Source organism: Streptomyces sp. NPDC052016, from assembly GCF_044548445.1.
Lineage (GTDB): Bacteria > Actinomycetota > Actinomycetes > Streptomycetales > Streptomycetaceae > Streptomyces.
On the sequence record NZ_JBIUBX010000006.1, the window covers coordinates 18,251 to 33,512 of the forward strand.

14 protein-coding genes are annotated in these 15,262 nt (G+C 72.3%); 1 reads left to right on the forward strand and 13 read right to left on the reverse strand.

The features are described from left to right. Positions 1 to 54 precede the first annotated feature (54 nt). Positions 55 to 1,032, reverse strand: coding sequence for a hypothetical protein (locus tag ACIHAR_RS09525; RefSeq protein WP_400018291.1), 978 nt, complete (start codon positions 1,030 to 1,032; stop codon positions 55 to 57). 184 nt (positions 1,033 to 1,216) lie between these two features. Between ACIHAR_RS09525 and gcl the strand changes: the two genes are divergently transcribed. After that, positions 1,217 to 3,001 carry a glyoxylate carboligase gene (gcl, locus tag ACIHAR_RS09530; RefSeq protein ID WP_365469422.1) on the forward strand — a complete coding sequence of 595 codons (1,785 nt, stop codon included), beginning with the start codon at positions 1,217 to 1,219 and terminating at the stop codon, positions 2,999 to 3,001. Positions 3,002 to 3,178: 177 nt separating this feature from the next. On the opposite strand, the gene ACIHAR_RS09535 is transcribed toward gcl, so the two are convergent. The 12 genes from ACIHAR_RS09535 to ACIHAR_RS09590 all read right to left on the reverse strand — a co-directional run bounded on the left by ACIHAR_RS09535 (position 3,179) and on the right by ACIHAR_RS09590 (position 15,257). Continuing rightward, on the reverse strand, positions 3,179 to 3,805 hold the full coding sequence (locus tag ACIHAR_RS09535; RefSeq protein ID WP_400018294.1) for a TIGR04222 domain-containing membrane protein: 627 nt from the start codon (positions 3,803 to 3,805) through the stop codon (positions 3,179 to 3,181). A gap of 134 nt (positions 3,806 to 3,939) precedes the next feature. Then, positions 3,940 to 4,185, reverse strand: coding sequence for a hypothetical protein (locus ACIHAR_RS09540; protein WP_365469428.1), 246 nt, complete (start codon positions 4,183 to 4,185; stop codon positions 3,940 to 3,942). Positions 4,186 to 4,710: 525 nt separating this feature from the next. Further along, positions 4,711 to 5,601, reverse strand: a complete 891-nt coding sequence (locus tag ACIHAR_RS09545) for a 2-hydroxy-3-oxopropionate reductase (RefSeq protein ID WP_365469431.1) — start codon at positions 5,599 to 5,601, stop codon at positions 4,711 to 4,713. A gap of 153 nt (positions 5,602 to 5,754) precedes the next feature. Next, positions 5,755 to 6,612, reverse strand: a complete 858-nt coding sequence (locus ACIHAR_RS09550; protein WP_365469434.1) for a TIM barrel protein — start codon at positions 6,610 to 6,612, stop codon at positions 5,755 to 5,757. 152 nt (positions 6,613 to 6,764) lie between these two features. Then, the gene (locus tag ACIHAR_RS09555) at positions 6,765 to 7,550 is read right to left on the reverse strand and encodes a hypothetical protein (protein WP_365469437.1); all 786 of its coding nucleotides are present in this window, start codon (positions 7,548 to 7,550) and stop codon (positions 6,765 to 6,767) included. A 42-nt stretch (positions 7,551 to 7,592) separates the two neighbouring features. Continuing rightward, a complete protein-coding gene (locus ACIHAR_RS09560; RefSeq protein WP_365469454.1) occupies positions 7,593 to 8,057 on the reverse strand; it encodes a hypothetical protein in 465 nt (154 codons plus the stop codon). 116 nt (positions 8,058 to 8,173) lie between these two features. Beyond that, complete coding sequence (locus ACIHAR_RS09565; protein ID WP_365469440.1) at positions 8,174 to 9,451, reverse strand: MlaD family protein; 1,278 nt, start codon at positions 9,449 to 9,451, stop codon at positions 8,174 to 8,176. After that, the gene (locus tag ACIHAR_RS09570) at positions 9,448 to 10,743 is read right to left on the reverse strand and encodes an MCE family protein (RefSeq protein ID WP_400018298.1); all 1,296 of its coding nucleotides are present in this window, start codon (positions 10,741 to 10,743) and stop codon (positions 9,448 to 9,450) included. Before ACIHAR_RS09570 ends, ACIHAR_RS09565 begins: the two co-directional genes overlap by 4 nt. Continuing rightward, positions 10,740 to 11,879: an MCE family protein gene (locus ACIHAR_RS09575; protein ID WP_365469446.1), complete on the reverse strand. Its 1,140-nt coding sequence runs from the start codon at positions 11,877 to 11,879 to the stop codon at positions 10,740 to 10,742. Before ACIHAR_RS09575 ends, ACIHAR_RS09570 begins: the two co-directional genes overlap by 4 nt. Continuing rightward, entirely contained in the window at positions 11,876 to 12,973 is a 1,098-nt protein-coding gene (locus ACIHAR_RS09580) for an MCE family protein (protein WP_400018301.1), read from the reverse strand. The genes ACIHAR_RS09575 and ACIHAR_RS09580 overlap by 4 nt, the downstream gene beginning before the upstream one ends. Continuing rightward, complete coding sequence (locus tag ACIHAR_RS09585; RefSeq protein WP_400018303.1) at positions 12,970 to 14,013, reverse strand: MCE family protein; 1,044 nt, start codon at positions 14,011 to 14,013, stop codon at positions 12,970 to 12,972. The genes ACIHAR_RS09580 and ACIHAR_RS09585 overlap by 4 nt, the downstream gene beginning before the upstream one ends. Further along, positions 14,010 to 15,257, reverse strand: a complete 1,248-nt coding sequence (locus tag ACIHAR_RS09590; protein WP_400018305.1) for an MCE family protein — start codon at positions 15,255 to 15,257, stop codon at positions 14,010 to 14,012. Before ACIHAR_RS09590 ends, ACIHAR_RS09585 begins: the two co-directional genes overlap by 4 nt. Positions 15,258 to 15,262 lie beyond the last annotated feature (5 nt).

Here is a 15,262-nt window from a genome sequence, read left to right on the forward strand (position 1 = left end):
CGGGCGGGCCTGCCGGAACGGTGCCGCACCCGGCGTCGCGTCGCGCCCGGCGGCTCAGACGCCCCGGGTGTCCAGTTCCTCCGCCACCGCGTTGACCGGCTGCGGGGTGCCGGTGAAATCCAGGACGAAGAGAGGGACGCGCAGGGACTCGGCGCGGGCGCGGGCGTCCGGCGCGTAGCCCGCGAGCGAGAAGTACACGCAGTCCGTGGAGTCCGCCATGGCCGTCAGCCACAGGCACTCCAGGTCCCGCAGCGAGACCGGGTGCACGCTGGGGTCGACGTGCGCCAGCAGCCCGTGCGCGGCGAGACCGATACCGGAGGTGGGCCGCTGGCCGGCCCGGCGGATGTCCCGGTACCCGAGCCACCGCAGATACAGCGCCGCAGCCGTGACCGCGTCGCGCGCGGTGCGGATGGCCACCGGATGGAAGGCGCGGCGGGGCGTGTCCCCGCGTGGCGCGGACTCCCGGCGGGCGGCCGCCACGTCCGGCGTCGCCGGGGCGGAGTGCTGTCCGGGGGTGGGTTCTCGGGGCGTGACCGGTCCCCGCCCGGCCTCCTTCTCCGCCGGGGGCGGGTCCTCCGGCTCGGTCGCCTCCCGGGCCGGACCCGTCTCCGGTTCCGCCGGCCCCTGCCCGGTCGCGGGTGGCTCGGCCGGTCGTCGCGGCGCCGGCGCCGCGGTCGGTGCCGGGCTCGCGGTCGGTGTCGGCGTTGCGGTCGGTGCCGGGGTCGCGGTCGGCTCCCGGCCCGTGTGCCCCGTCCGCTCGCGCGAGGGGGGCGGGTCGGTCACCGGGATGTGCAGCACCGTGCCGCAGGGGCAGCCCAGTTCCGGGCGGGGCCACTGGGTGTGGCGGCCGCAGGCGGGGCAGGGGACGGTGATCCACTCCTCGTCCCAGGCGCGGTGCGCGACGGCCGCCGGGGTCGCGCGGGGGTCGAGCCGCGGGGCGACCGCGGTGCCGCAGACGCAGGGGTAGGAGGGCGCGGTGTAGAGGCGCTCGCGCCGGCAGGCCGGGCAGCGCACCGGCACGCTCTCGGACATGGGCCCCATCGTCCTCCAGAAACCCCCGCTTGTCCGTCTCTTGACGACCTTCCCCCACACACCTACATTACTTCCAGATAGTAGAAGTTTAATTCCGCGATACGGAAAAGCATGCCGTCGCGGAAGTGCTCACCGCGGGGCGCGACGGGAGAGCGACATCCGACAGTCGGAGCAGGAGTACTCGATGGCTCGAATGACCGCTGCCCGCGCGGCAGTTGAGATCCTCAGGCGCGAGGGCGTCACCGCCGCGTTCGGTGTCCCCGGCGCGGCGATCAACCCCTTCTACGCGGCGCTCAAGGCCTCCGGCGGCATCGCCCACACCCTCGCCCGTCACGTCGAGGGCGCCTCGCACATGGCCGAGGGCTACACCCGCACCCACCCCGGCAACATCGGCGTCTGCATCGGTACCTCCGGGCCCGCCGGCACCGACATGATCACCGGTCTGTACTCGGCCATCGGCGACTCCGTTCCGATCCTGTGCATCACGGGCCAGGCCCCGACCGCCGTGATCCACAAGGAGGACTTCCAGGCCGTCGACATCGCCTCGATCGCCAAGCCGGTGACCAAGATGGCGGTCACCGTCCTGGAGGCCGCGCAGGTCCCCGGCGTCTTCCAGCAGGCCTTCCATCTGATGCGTTCCGGCCGGCCCGGCCCGGTCCTCATCGACCTGCCGATCGACGTGCAGCTCACCGAGATCGAGTTCGACCCGGACACGTACGAGCCGCTGCCCGTCTACAAGCCGGCCGCGACCCGTGCCCAGATCGAGAAGGCGTTCGCCATGCTGAACGCCGCCGAACGCCCGCTGATCGTCACCGGCGGCGGTGTCATCACCGCCGACGCCTGCGAACTCCTCGTCGAGTTCGCCGAGCTGACCGGAACCCCGGTGGTGCCGACCCTGATGGGCTGGGGCGCCATTCCCGACGACCACGAGCTGAACGCCGGCATGGTCGGCCTGCAGACCTCGCACCGCTACGGCAACGCGACCTTCCTGGAGTCCGACTTCGTCCTCGGCATCGGCAACCGCTGGGCCAACCGCCACACCGGAAAGCTCGACGTCTACACGGCCGGACGGATCTTCGTCCACGTCGACGTCGAGCCCACCCAGATCGGCAGAATCTTCGCCCCCGACTACGGCATCGCCTCCGACGCCAAGGCGGCGCTGGAGCTGTTCGTGGCGGTCGCCGGGGAGGCGAAGGCGGCCGGCACGCTGCCCGACCGCTCCGCCTGGGCCGCCGCCGCGCAGGAGAAGCGGGCGACGCTCCAGCGCCGTACGCACTTCGACGACATCCCGATCAAGCCGCAGCGCGTCTACGAGGAGATGAACAAGGCCTTCGGACCCGAGACCCGCTACGTCACCACCATCGGCCTCTCACAGATCGCCGGCGCCCAGATGCTGCACGTCTACCGGCCGCGCCACTGGATCAACTGCGGCCAGGCGGGCCCCCTCGGCTGGACCATCCCGGCCGCCCTCGGCGTCGCCAAGGCCGACCCGGAGGCGACCGTCGTCGCCCTCTCCGGGGACTACGACTTCCAGTTCATGATCGAGGAGCTGGCGGTCGGGGCGCAGCACAAGATCCCGTACGTCCACGTCCTCGTCAACAACTCCTACCTGGGCCTGATCCGCCAGGCGCAGCGCGCCTTCGACATCGACTTCCAGGTCAAGCTGGAGTTCGAGAACATCAACTCGCCCGAACTGGGCGTCTACGGCGTCGACCACGTGAAGGTCGCCGAGGGTCTCGGCTGCAAGGCGATCCGCGTGACCGACCCGAACGAACTGGGCGCCGCCTTCGAGCAGGCCAAGAAGCTCGCCGCCGAGTTCCAGGTCCCGGTCGTCGTCGAGGCGATCCTGGAGCGCGTCACCAACATCTCCATGAGCGTCACCAACGACATCGGCAACGTCGTGGAGTTCGAGGAGATCGCCACGGAACCGGGGCACGCGCCGACGGCGATCAGGCCCCTCGAGGTCTGACCCGCCGCGTGCGCGGATGAGCAGGGGGCGGCCCGCCGGGGGGACGGGCCGCCCCCTTCCGCATGCCGTTCCTCTTCCGCGTGCCGGTCCTTCTCCGCGTGCCGCTCCTCTCCCACGCGCCGTTCCGCGTGCGAGCCGTTGGAGGAAGACGGTCGCGCTCCATGCCGTTTCCCGCGCTCAGTCCGAGCCGCCGCCGCACCCGCCGCCACCGCCGCAGGAGTGCCCCGCCCCGCTCGTGCCGCGACCCCGCGGGGAGCGTGGGGGGAACGCCCCGCCGCCCACCTCGGCCCGGTCGACCAGCCCCGCCCGCAGGGCGAAGCGCGGGACGAGCACCCGCAGGGCCGCCTCGCCGTGCAGGGCCACGGCGAGCAGCTTGTCGTGGTCCGTCAGCCCGCGCCGGTCCCCGGGCAGGGTGTGGAGCGCCCCCAGGGCCCGTACATGGCGGCGTGCGGCGCGGGTCGGGCCGAGCAGCGGGTAGCGCAGCAGGCCGGCCTCCGCCAGGGGAATGCGCATCAGGGCCACCGCCAGGCGGACATCGGGCCGCTTCGCCAGCGTCCGCAGCCCGCAGGGCTCGCCGAGGGACGCCTGCACGGCGCTCTCCAGTGGGGTGAGGGGGAGCGGCGTCCGCCCCGGGACCGCGTCGGCGACGACCGGCTCCGACGTCCTCATGGTTCCCGGCCGTCCGGCTTCCACCGAGCCCCGCAGGTGCAGGCCGAGGACGGCGACGGTGACGGCGGCGCGCGGACCGCCGCGCAGCAGGGCGATCTCGTGCGGCTGGAGCCGGATCGGCGTGTCTGCGCTCATGGCACACCCCCTGGGGCGGAGCCCGCCACCCCCGTGCCGGCGGGCCCCGCGTGACCACAATGTGCCCTCATCCAGGGGTTGTTGAAGCCTGCTGAACCATGTTCAGAGGTTGATTTGAGGTTGACGTACCCGCCCTACGTCTCGTGCTGGGAATGATGCTCCGACAGTCCCGGCCAGTCCTCCGGGCCGCCGCCCTGCCACTCGATGAGATCGCTCTCCTCCACCTCGATGTCGTCGAGATCGGCGAGCCGGAGGATCTCGACGACGTCGTCGAGGTGCGTGGCGATCCCCAGCGTGTCGTCCCCTGTGGTGACCCGGCGGGAGCCGTCCAGGGCCGGGGCGTGGACCACGATGTGCGGGTACTGCGTCGGATTGCCCATGCCTTCAGCGTGCTGCGGGCGCGGTGGATCCGCACGCCGACGGCAGACGCCCAGGGCCCCTTCCCCGGGTCGGGTTCCGAACCGGGGAAGGGGCCCTGGGCGTCTTCTGGCCGTCCGACGGCGCGAGGCTGGGCGCGACAGGACGTTCGCGCCGCCGGACGGTGTCTCGTACGGCGGGACCGCGGCGGGTACGACGGAACCGGGCGGACCTTCCCTCAGGTCGAGAAGGCGGCTCGGGTCCTTCACCACCGCACTGGCTCACACGCCGCCGCGGTCCTCACCTCGCCCGCACGACTGCGACCGGCCACCCCTCATCCGGGCCGTTCGACTGGTGCGGGCCGTCTTGATCCGGTCCTCGCGCGGGGCGCGGACCGCCTCCTCCACGCGCTTGCCGTACTCGGGGCCGGCGGCGTGAAGCGGGACTTCACCTTGGTGGAGCTCCGGGTGTGGTTCCGGGCGGCGCCACCGCCTTGGGCGCGACAGGACAGATGTCGGCGGTGGCGCCGCCCGGAGGCTTCGGGGTCGTCAGACCCGCGCGCCGGACAGGCGCTCCACGGCCCGCAGCAGCGCCGAGTGGTCGAGGCCGCCGTCGCCCTGCGCGCGCAGGCTGGCCACGAGTTGCGCCACCACGGCGCCGACGGGCAGGGCCGCGCCGACGTTGCGGGCGGCGTCCGTGACGATCCCCATGTCCTTGTGGTGCAGGTCGATGCGGAAGCCCGGCTTGAAGTCCCGGCTCAGGAAGTTGTCCTTCTTGCGCGCCAGCACGGTCGACCCGGCGAGTCCGCCGCCCAGGACGTCCAGCGCCGCCTTCAGGTCCACGCCGGACTTCTCCAGGAAGACCACGGCTTCGGCGCACGCCTGGATGTTGACGGCGACGATGAGCTGGTTGGCGGCCTTCACGGTCTGGCCCGAGCCGTGCGGGCCGCACAGCACGATGGTCCTGCCGAGCGCCTCGAAGATCGGCTCCGCGGCGTCGAAGTCGGCCTGCTCGCCGCCGACCATGATGGACAGCACGGCCTCCACGGCGCCGGCCTCGCCACCGGACACCGGGGCGTCCAGGACCCGGATGCCCTTGTCCTTCGCGGCCCTCGCCAGGTCGATCGAGGTCTGCGGGGTGATCGAGGACATGTCGATCAGCAGGGCGCCGGACCTCGCGTTCTCCAGGATGCCCTCGGGGCCGTACGCGATGGCCTCGACCTGCGGGGAGGCGGGCACCATCGTGATCACGACGTCGGCGTCGCGGACGGCCTCGGCGACGGACCCGGCGGCGGTGCCGCCGGCGGCGGTCAGGCGGTCCAGCTTCTCCTGCTCCAGGGTGAAACCGGTGACGTCGTAACCCGCCTTGATCAGGTTCTCGGACATGGGGGAGCCCATGATGCCGAGGCCGATCCAGGCGATCGTGGGAAGTGTGCTCATCGGGGTGCCTCTCTCACTACGGCGGTGCGTCTTCGGATGGGCGGGCGTCGGCAGGAGCGGCCCGTCCGGGGTGGCCCCTCCGGGGGACCGGGGACGAGGCCCGTTCAGGGCCGGATCGCGGGCCCGGGAGCGGCGGGCCGCGGTCGGGGCGCCTCAGCGGGCGGCGCGCTGACCGGCCGGCAGCCAGCCGAAGGCGTCCGCGCTCGGACGGTCGCCCGGCTTGTACTCCAGCCCCACCCAGCCCTCGTAGCCGGCCTTCCTCAGCAGGCCGAGGAGGTCCTCCAGGGGGAGCGAGCCCGTGCCGGGGGCGCCGCGGCCGGGGTTGTCGGCGATCTGGACGTGGCCGGTCCGCGCGGCGTACCGCTCGATCACCGACGGCAGGTCCTCGCCGTTCATGGACAGGTGGTAGAGGTCCATCAGGAACCTGGCGTTGCCGAGCCCGGTGGCCTCGTCGACCTTGTCGGCGACCTCGACGGCGGCCGGCGCCGACACCAGCGGGTACAACGGCGACTCGGGCCTGTTGAGCGCCTCGATCAGCAGGATCGCGCCGATCCGGTCGGCCGCGCGGGCGGCGAGCACCAGGTTCTCCAGCGCCAGCGCGTCCTGCTCGGCCGGGTCCACGCCCTCGACGCGGTTGCCGTACAGCGCGTTGAGCGCCGTGCAGCCGAGGGACTCGGCCAGGCCGGCGGCCACGTCGATGTTGGCGCGGAACCTCTCCGACTCCTCGCCCGGGACCGACAGGGCGCCGCGGTCGGGGCCCGGGAGTTGTCCGGCGTAGAAGTTCAGGCCGGTGAGCCGGACGCCCGCGTCCTCGATCGCCTTCTTCAGGGCGTCGAGCTCGGACCGCTCGGGGGTGGGGGAGTCGACCCAGGGCCACCACAGCTCGACCGCGGTGAAACCGGCCGCGGCGGCGGCCGCGGGGCGCTCCAGGAGCGGCAGTTCCGTGAAGAGGATCGACAGGTTGACGCTGAAGCGCTGCTCTGCGGCGGTGCCCGATTCAGAACCTGGCATGGGGGGCCGGCGCTCCCTTCCTCGCTATTTCGCATCGTGAAAGTTAGTTTTTGCTTAATGGAAGATTGCCTCCGGTCGGGGACGGCTGTCAAGAGCCGGAGACAGAAAGAGCCCCCGCGCGGTCTCGCGCGGGGGCTCTGCCGGGGAGCAGGTCAGAGGGCGTCGACGGCGCTCACCTTCCAGCCGCCGGGGGTACGGGACATCGTCATCCGCACACGGTTCAGATCCACACGGGACCCCGTGATCCGGGTGCTCTCGGTGACCTGGTTGACGAAGAGCAGCACGACGACCCGGTCCGGGGAGGCCGACACCACGGAGGCAGCCGGGGCGCCACCGCCGGGCGGCTCCACCACCGTCGCCTTCACCACCCCCTGGTACTTCCGGGCGGTCGGCCCCACCACCGCCTTCGTCGTCCTGCCGTACTCGTCGCGGAACTTCCCGGTCAGCCGGGCGCGCGCCCGGTCGAAGTCGCGGTCCAGGCGGCGGTGGTCGTACGACAGCACGACGGGCGCCGCCTCACGCGCCGCCGCGAGCGCCTGCCCGCGGGCCTGCTCGGTCGCCCGCCCCTCGTGGAACCGCCACCCGAGGACGGCCACCGCGACCAGGCCGGCCACGAGGAGCAGCACCAGGGCCGCCGTCAGCAACCCGCGCCCCCGCCCCGGGCGGGCCGGCAGCACCTCGTCCTCGCCGGGGTCCGGGCGCGGCTCCGGCGGGTCGTCCCACCCGTCCGGCGGCTCGATGAGCACGGTCCGCCCGGACTTCTGGTCCTCCGCCCGCCGTGGTGCCTTCGAGCCGTTCGAGCCGTTCGAGCCGTTCACATCGCTCGCGTCGATCCGCTCGGCGCGCTCCGCGCGCTTGGCCGCCGCCCGGGCCGCAGCGTTCAGTGTGCGCCGGGCGGGCGAGCCGGAGGCGCGGGGCTTGGACGTCAGGTTCGCCACGGTCGTTCTCCTTACTGGTCGTACATCGGGTCGGGCGGTGCGTCAGCCGACGAACTCCACGTCGGACGTCAGCCAGCGGCCGTTCTCCAGGACGAGGTCGAGCTGCAGGCGGTACGTGCGGGCCTCGCCCTGGGGCACGGCGGTGTTGGTCACCTTGCTGTCGGCGACCACCTGAACGCGCGCCGAGTGCTCGTCGGCCCGGACGATGCCCGCCTCCAGGACCTGGCCCTCGGACACCGACCTGTTCCGCGCGACCAACTCGGTCAGCTCCGCGGTCTGCGCGGCGAACTGCTCCTTGAAGGCGCCCGTGGCGCCTCTGAGCACGTTCCTGCTGTCCCGGTCGTAGTGCCGGTAGTCGAGCGAGGTGAAGTTCAGCGCCGACTGTCGGGCCGCCGCGAGGATGTCCTGGCGGCGCTGCTCCGTCTGGCGCTGCTCGTACACCCGCACGCTCAGCCAGACGGCCGCCGCCGTCGTCAGCACCGTCGCCACCACCAGCCCCGCCGGCAGCAGCCGGGTGCGCACGGGGCCGCGGCCACGGGCGTCCGCCCGCCCGGCGGCCAGCCGCAGCAGCGGCCGTACCAGCCGTGCCGGTGCGTTCCGGAGCGTCGCGAACAGGCGCTCGGTCACGCCATCGGTCCGACGAGCAGCCATTGCCAGGACTCCTTTCCGAACACGGCCTGCTGGCCGCCCGTCGAGCCGATCTCGACGGATCTTCCGTCCGGCCCCGTGGCGAGACCGGTCTCCGGGTCGTACGGCGAGACGTACGCGGCCCGGTCCGCGCCGTCCGAACGGGACCGCGCGCCGGGCGCGTTCTGCGCGCCCCGCACCGAGGTGTCGCTGCCGCGCGGCTCCGTGCAGCGCGCCTCGGTGTTCGCCGGGCGGGTGCCGGTGTCCGCCGGGTCGCGTCGCGGGGTGTCGTATCCCCGTGTGCACGGCGGCGGGTCGTCGGCGTTGACGACCAGCCCGAAGTGGGTGGTGCCGTCGCCGGGGACGACCGTGTAGCTGTCGGAGACCACCACCGGGAAGGTGACCAGGGCCTGTTCCACTCCGGGCAGCCGCGCCAGCGTGACCTGGCCGCCGCTGATCAGGTTCGCCAGCAGCACCGACAGCCGGGGGCCGGTCGACTTCAGCAGCGAGTTCACCTCGTGGGCGGCCGGTGTCGCGTTGCCGATCAGTGTGCGCAGGTCCCCGTCGCTCGCCTTCAACTGCGCGGTCAGCGCGGCGAGATCACGCGAGAACGACCTGATCGCCGACCCTTGGTCGGCCTGCGTCTTCAGAACCGTCCGCGAGTCCTCGATGAGGTCGATCGTCTCCGGCAGCGCGTCGGACGCCGACTCGACGAGCGCGTTGCCCGAGTCCACGAGACGGCTGAGGTGCGGCCCGGTGCCGGCGAAGGCCTTGCCCAACTCGTCGACGGTGACCCGCAGATCGTCCTTGCCGACCGACTTCACCAGCTTGTCCAGGCTCACCACCATCTCCGTGGCGGGCAGCGGCACCCGGGTCCGGCCGCGCGGGATCGTGCTGCCGTCCAGCAGGTACGGGCCGTCCGACCGGCGCGGCTGCAGATCGACGTACTGCTCGCCCACCGCCGAACGGTTCGCCACCACGGCGAGGGTGTCCGCCGGAATGCCCGGCGCGCCGTCCTCGATCTCCAGCGCCACCGAGACGCCGCCGTCGCCGCTCAGCCGCAGCGTGCCGACCCGGCCCACCGGCACCCCCCGGTAGGTGACCTCGGCGCCGGTGTAGATGCCCCCGGAGTCGGCGAAGTCGGCCCGCACGGTGTAGCCGCGCCCGAGCAGCCCGTCCACCAGGCCCGTGTACTCGGCGCCGACGTACGACACCCCCACCGCGGTGACGGCGGCGAAGGCCAGCAGCTGCGCCTTGACCGTACGTGTGATCACGGCAGTATCCCCTTCAGCAAGAGCTCCGCGAGCGCGAGGTCGATGCCCGGAGGGAGGCCGCCGGCGTCCCCGTAGGCGGCCTGCGTACCGGTGCACACGGGCGGGCACAGCGGGCCGCCGCCGTCGCCGGACGGTGCCGACGGTTCGGCGGGCGTGCCCGGCAGGCCGGGGGTGCCCGGCAGCGCGGGCGTCGGCACGCCGGGCACCTCCGGCAGGTCCGGCAGGTCCGGCAGCTCCGGCGTGTCAGGGAGCCCGGGTGTCTTCGGGGAGTCCCCGTCCCCGTCGGGCTCGTCGGCGAGGTTGCCGTAGATGCTCGACAGATCGAGGTCGGCGGTCACCGCCAGGTTGACGTAGTCGCCCTTGACGGCGTCCACGGCGTTGCGCGGGAACGGGTAGGTGGTCAGCAGCTCCAGGGAGTTGGGGAGGTCGGCGCCCGCCTTGTTGAGCTGTTCGAGGATCGGCCGCAGCGCCTTGAGGTTGGCGACCGTGTCGTCGTGCGAGGCGTTGACGACCTTCGTGCCCGTCTTGCCGAGATCGGACAGCGCCGTGAGCATCTTGGTCAGGTCCCGGCGCTGGTCGGCGAGGACCTTCAGCGCGGGGGGCAGGGTGTCGACGGCCACGGCGATGGTCTTCTTCTCCTTGTTCAGCCGCTTGGCGAGCCGGTCGATGCCCTGGAGCGCCCGGACGATCTCCTTGCGCTGTCCGTTCAGGCCGCCGAGGAACGTGTTCAGCTCCTTCAGCAGACCCTTGACCCGGTTCTCCCGGCCCGCCAGCGCCTTGTTCAGCTCCACGGTGATCGTCTTGAGCTGGGCCACGCCACCGCCGTTGAGCAGCGCGGACAGCGCGGACAGCACCTCCTCGACCTCCGGGTTCCGGCCGCTGCGGGCGAGCGGGATCCGGTCGCCGTCGCCGAGCCGGCCGACGGGCGCGGTGTCCAGGGGGGCGACGAGCGCCACGTACTTCTCGCCGAGCATGCTCGTCTGCCGCAGCTCGGCGACCGCGTTGCCGGGCAGCTCCACCGAGTCGGCGATCCGCAGCCGCACCCTGGCGTGCCAGCCGTCCAGCTCCACCTTCTCGACGGCGCCCACGGTGACGCCGTCGACCTTCACCGCGGACTGCGGCACCAGGTCCAGGACGTCGCGGAACTCGACGGTGACCCGGTAGGCGTCACCGTCCGCGGCGGCGCCTCCGGGCAGCGGCACGTCGTACCAGCCGTTGATCTGGCAGCCGGACAGCAGCAGCGCGCCGGCCGCCGCCCACGCCAGGGCCCTCGGCCCGCGGATCCCGCTCATGCGTCGGCCTCCAGGATTCCGCCCAGCGTCCGGTCGACCGTGCCCGTGCTCGGCACGGCCGGGGCCTTCGGCACCTCGGGCAGGGACTCGAACAGCTTCTCCAGCTCCCCGCAGTCGGGGTTCTCGCCGCCCTCGTCGCCGGTCGTGCGCAGGATGGAGCACAGCAGCGCGGCCGGGTCCTGGGGATGGTCGGGGTTGTTGCGGGTGTCGAGGGTGCCGGAGGACGGGTTGCCGGCGTTCTGCAGGTTCGACAGGCCCGCCGGGGCGACCTCCAGCAGTTCCTCCAGCGCCGCCCGCTGGGTGACGAGCACCTGGGTGACCTTGCTGAGCCCCTTCACGTTCGCGGTCAGTGACGCCTTGTTCTTCTTCACGAACCCGGACACGTCACCGAGCGCCGTGCCCAGGTGCTTCAGCGCCTCCGCCAGGTCCTTGCGCTCGTCGGCGAGCTGACCGGCGACCTCGGCCAGCGTGGTGTTGAACGACCGCACGTTCTTGTCGTCGGCCGCCAGCGCCGCGGTGAACACCTGAAGGTTGCGCACGGTGCCGAACAGATCGCTGCGGCCGTCGGACAGCGTGGTGACCGCCAGCGACAGGTCCTCGACCGTCTGGTGGATGTTCTCGCCCTGGCCCTGCAGGTTGTCCGCGCTCACCCCGAGCAGCCGCGCCAGCGAGCCGTCCTTGCCGGCGCCCTCCGGGCCGAGCGCCTCGGACGTGGTGTGCAGGCTCTCGAAGACCCGGTCCAGTTCCACGGGCACCGCCGTGCGCGACTCGGGGATGACGGCGCCGTCCCGCAGCGCCGGGCCCGTACGGTACACCGGCAGCAGCTGCACGTAACGGTCGCTGACCACCGACGAGTTGATGATGGCGGCCCGGGCGTCCGCCGGGACCTTGCGGCCCGCGTCGTACTCCAGCACCACCCGCACCCGCTCGCCCTCCGGCGTGATCTCCGCGACCTCCCCGATGCGCACGCCGAGCACCCGCACGTCGGAGCCGGGGTAGATGCCGACGGTGCGCGGGAAGTAGGCGGTGACCCGCACGGTCTGCGCCCGCGGCCACAGCGTGAACACGGCGCCGGCGACCAGGGCGAGGACGACCACGGCGGTCGTCCGGCGCCTCGGAATCCTCGGCTTCTTCACCGGTCGCCTCCCGTCCGCGGCACCACCGGAGCGGCGACCAGGTTCTGCACGTAGCTGTCGAACCAGCGGCCGTTGCCGAGGGTGTTGGTGAAGACCCGCACGTACGGCGCGAGCAGCTTGACGCTCCGGTCCAGGCTCGACTGGTTCCGTTCGAGCATCTCGACCACCCGGTTCAGGCCGCTCAGCGCGGGCCCGATCTCCTTGTCGTTGTCCTTGACCAGCCCGGAGAGATGGATGCCGAGCGCGGCCGAGGTGGTGAGCAGCTTGTGGATCGCCTTGCGCCGCTTGCTGATCTCCCTGAACAGCTCGTCTCCGTCCTTGACCAGCGCGGTGAAGTCCTTCGACCGCTCGGCCAGCACCCCCGTCACTCCGTTGGCGTGGTCGAGCAGCCCGCGCAGCTCCTTGTCCCGCTCGGCCACCGTCCTGGAAATCTTCGACAGGCCCTTGACGGAGGCCCGCACCTCCTCGGGCGAGTCCTCGAAGGCGGTGGAGATGGTGTCCAGGGCGTCGGCCAGCCGCTGGGTGTCGACCTCCTCCGTGGTGGTCGTCAGGTCGCTGAACGCCTGCACGACGTCGTACGCCGGGACCGTCCGCTTCAGTGGGATCTCGCTGCCGGGTGTGAGCCGGCCCGGCCCCTCGGGGTGCAGGGCCAGGTACTTGGCCCCGAGGATCGTCTTCACCCGGATCGAGGCGCCGGTCGTGGTGCCGAACTCCGGGTCGCCCTTGACCTTGAAGGTCACCTTGACGTGGTCGCCGTCCAGGTCGACCTCCTCGACCCTGCCGACCTTGACCCCGGCGATGCGCACCTCGTCGCCCGGCTTGAGCCCGCCCGCCTCCGTGAAGGCGGCGCTGTAGGTGTCGCCGGCGCCGATCACCGGAAGGCTGTCGGCGTTGAACGCGACGACGGTCAGCAGCGCGAGCGTGGTGAGCCCGGCGGCGCCGAGGACCACGGGGTTGCGGTCCCGGAACGGCTTCAGGCGTGGTCGGCCCCCCTTCCGGCGCAGCCTGATCCTCGGCAGCTTCGGTGGCAGGACGCGCACCTTCATCAGGGGCTCGGGGCGGCGGCGCCGCGTCGGCACGATGCGGATCCTCATGCGCCGCACCTCGCCCGCGCCACGTGCAGTTCGGGAGTGAGCACCTCCTGCGTCTTCGGCAGCACGATCCGGCCGTCGAAGTCGCAGAGGTAGAAGTTGAACCACGAGCCGTAGGACGCCGTCCCGGTCAGTTTCTCGAGCTTGTTCGGCAGCCGCTTCAGCACGCCCTCCACGGTCTTCTCGTTGTCGTTCAGCGTTCCGGTGAGTTCGGTCAGCCCGGCGATGTCGTCCTTGAGCGGCGGGCGGGCGTCCGCGAGCAGCCCGGAGGTGGCCTCCGTCAGGTCGCCGATGTTCACCAGGGACTCGCCGAGGGGTTTGCGGTCGGCGGACAGACCGGAGATCACCCGCCGCAGCTCCTTGAGCAGGGCGGAGAACCGGCCACCGCGCTGGTCGAGCGTCTTCAGGACGGAGTTGAGGTTGTCGATCACGGATCCGATCAGCTGGTCGCGTCCGGCGAGCGTCGTGGTGAGGGACGCCGTGTGGGCGAGCAGGCTGTTCACGGTGCCTCCCTCGCCCTGCAGCGTCTTGACGATCTCGGTGGCGAGCTGGTTGACGTCCTGCGGACTGAGCGCGGCGAACAGCGGCTTGAAGCCGTTCAGCAGCACGTTGAGGTCCAGCGCCGGCTGGGTCCTGGACAGGGGGATGCGCCCGCCGGGCGGCAGCCGGGTGCCGTCGCTTGTGCCCTCGGTCAGCGCGATGTACCGCTGCCCGACGAGGTTGCGGTAGCGGACCACGGCGCCCGTGCTGGTGAGCAGCGGCCGGTCCGCGCTGACCGTGAAGCCGACTTCCGCCAGCGTCCGGTCCTTGATCCGGATGTCCTCGACCTCGCCGACCCGCACCCCGGCGATCCGGATGTCGTCGCCCTCCTCCAGGCCCGTGACGTCGCTGAACACCGCGCGATACGTGTGCTTCGGGGTGAAGTCGAGGTTGACGATGGTGGCGGCGAGCAGGGTGGTCGCCAGGGTCGTCACCACCGCGAAGAGGCTGAACTTGACCAGTGGCGCGACGGTCCCGCGCGCTGTCGTCGTCCGCACGCTCATGCGACGCTCACCGCCGTCCCACGGGCCAGCGGCCCGAACAGCAGCGTCGCCACGGGCGGCACCTCGTCCGCCGGCACGCCCATGACGGGTGCCACGAGCGAGCCGACCGCCCGCTGCTCGGCCTCGGTAGCGGACACGTTGACTCCTCCGGGCAGCGCACTGCCGGAACCCCCTGACTTCGTGCCGTCGTCGAGCTTGGTGGGCGGCGCGGGCACCGCCGGGTGCGGCAGGCCCCGGCAGTAGGGCCCGGACCGCTCGCCCCAGCGCGGCTCCTCGCCCGGTTCGTAGGCGGGCCTCTGGCGGACGGCTTCGAGGGTGATCCGCATCTTCCCGCCCCGGAACGCCTCCTCCGACGCCTTCTCCTGCCGGACCAGGCCCTCCAGCAGGCACGGGTACTGGGGCGAGTAGCGGGCGAACAGCTCCAGCGTGGGCCGGGAGACCCGGCCGAGGGTGATCAGCCGGTCCCCGTTGGTGTCCAGGAACTCCTCCGCGGTGCCCGCGACGCCGGTGGTCGAGGTGAGCGCGGCGGCCAGCCGGTCCCGCTTCTCCACGATCGTGCGGCTGGTGGTGACGGTGTTGCGCAGGATCGCCATCAGGTCGGGCGCCGCGTCGCCGTACATCTCGGCGACGTCGGCGAACCGCGAGATGTCCTCCTTCAGCGAGGGAAGATGCGGGTTGAGGCGCCGCAGGTAGTCCTCCACGCGGACGAGGTTGTCCCCGATCCGGTCGCCGCGTCCTTCGAGCGCGCCGGCGAACGCCGAGAGCGTGGCGTTGAGTTCGCCCGGTTTCACGGTCCGCAGCAGCGGCAGCAGGTCGTTCATCAGCTGTTGCAGCTCCATGCCGACCCGTGTGCGGTCCTGGGTGATGACGTCGCCCGCGCGGATGGCCCGGGCGGACGAACCGCGCGGCACCACCAGGTCGACGTACTTCTCGCCGAACAGCGTCTTCGGCAGCAGCCGCGCGTGCACGTCCGCCGGGATGAACCGCACGTGCTCCGGCTTGAGCGCGATGTCGAGCGTCGCCTTCCTGCCGTCCGCGCGCACCTCGCGCACCTCCCCGACGAGCAGCCCGCGCAGTTTGACGTCCGCGCGCCGGTCGAGCTGGTTGCCGAGGCTGTCGGCCTCCAGCGTGATCCGCACGACGGGGGTGAACGCCTGCTGGTAGACGGCCACGGCCAGCGACAGCAGCAGCGCGAGCACCACGAGGAAGGCGACTCCGTACAGCCGCAGTTTCACCACTCTCATCGACC

What these genes read in the sequence shown, in the direction of transcription:
- ACIHAR_RS09525 (WP_400018291.1), bottom strand. Translation starts at nt 1,032, where the DNA reads ATGTCCGAGAGCGTGCCGGTGCGCTGCCCGGCCTGCCGGCGCGAGCGC.
- gcl (WP_365469422.1), top strand. Translation starts at nt 1,217, where the DNA reads ATGGCTCGAATGACCGCTGCCCGCGCGGCAGTTGAGATCCTCAGGCGC.
- ACIHAR_RS09535 (WP_400018294.1), bottom strand. Translation starts at nt 3,805, where the DNA reads ATGAGCGCAGACACGCCGATCCGGCTCCAGCCGCACGAGATCGCCCTG.
- ACIHAR_RS09540 (WP_365469428.1), bottom strand. Translation starts at nt 4,185, where the DNA reads ATGGGCAATCCGACGCAGTACCCGCACATCGTGGTCCACGCCCCGGCC.
- ACIHAR_RS09545 (WP_365469431.1), bottom strand. Translation starts at nt 5,601, where the DNA reads ATGAGCACACTTCCCACGATCGCCTGGATCGGCCTCGGCATCATGGGC.
- ACIHAR_RS09550 (WP_365469434.1), bottom strand. Translation starts at nt 6,612, where the DNA reads ATGCCAGGTTCTGAATCGGGCACCGCCGCAGAGCAGCGCTTCAGCGTC.
- ACIHAR_RS09570 (WP_400018298.1), bottom strand. Translation starts at nt 10,743, where the DNA reads ATGAGCGGGATCCGCGGGCCGAGGGCCCTGGCGTGGGCGGCGGCCGGC.
- ACIHAR_RS09580 (WP_400018301.1), bottom strand. Translation starts at nt 12,973, where the DNA reads ATGAGGATCCGCATCGTGCCGACGCGGCGCCGCCGCCCCGAGCCCCTG.
- ACIHAR_RS09585 (WP_400018303.1), bottom strand. Translation starts at nt 14,013, where the DNA reads ATGAGCGTGCGGACGACGACAGCGCGCGGGACCGTCGCGCCACTGGTC.
- ACIHAR_RS09590 (WP_400018305.1), bottom strand. Translation starts at nt 15,257, where the DNA reads ATGAGAGTGGTGAAACTGCGGCTGTACGGAGTCGCCTTCCTCGTGGTG.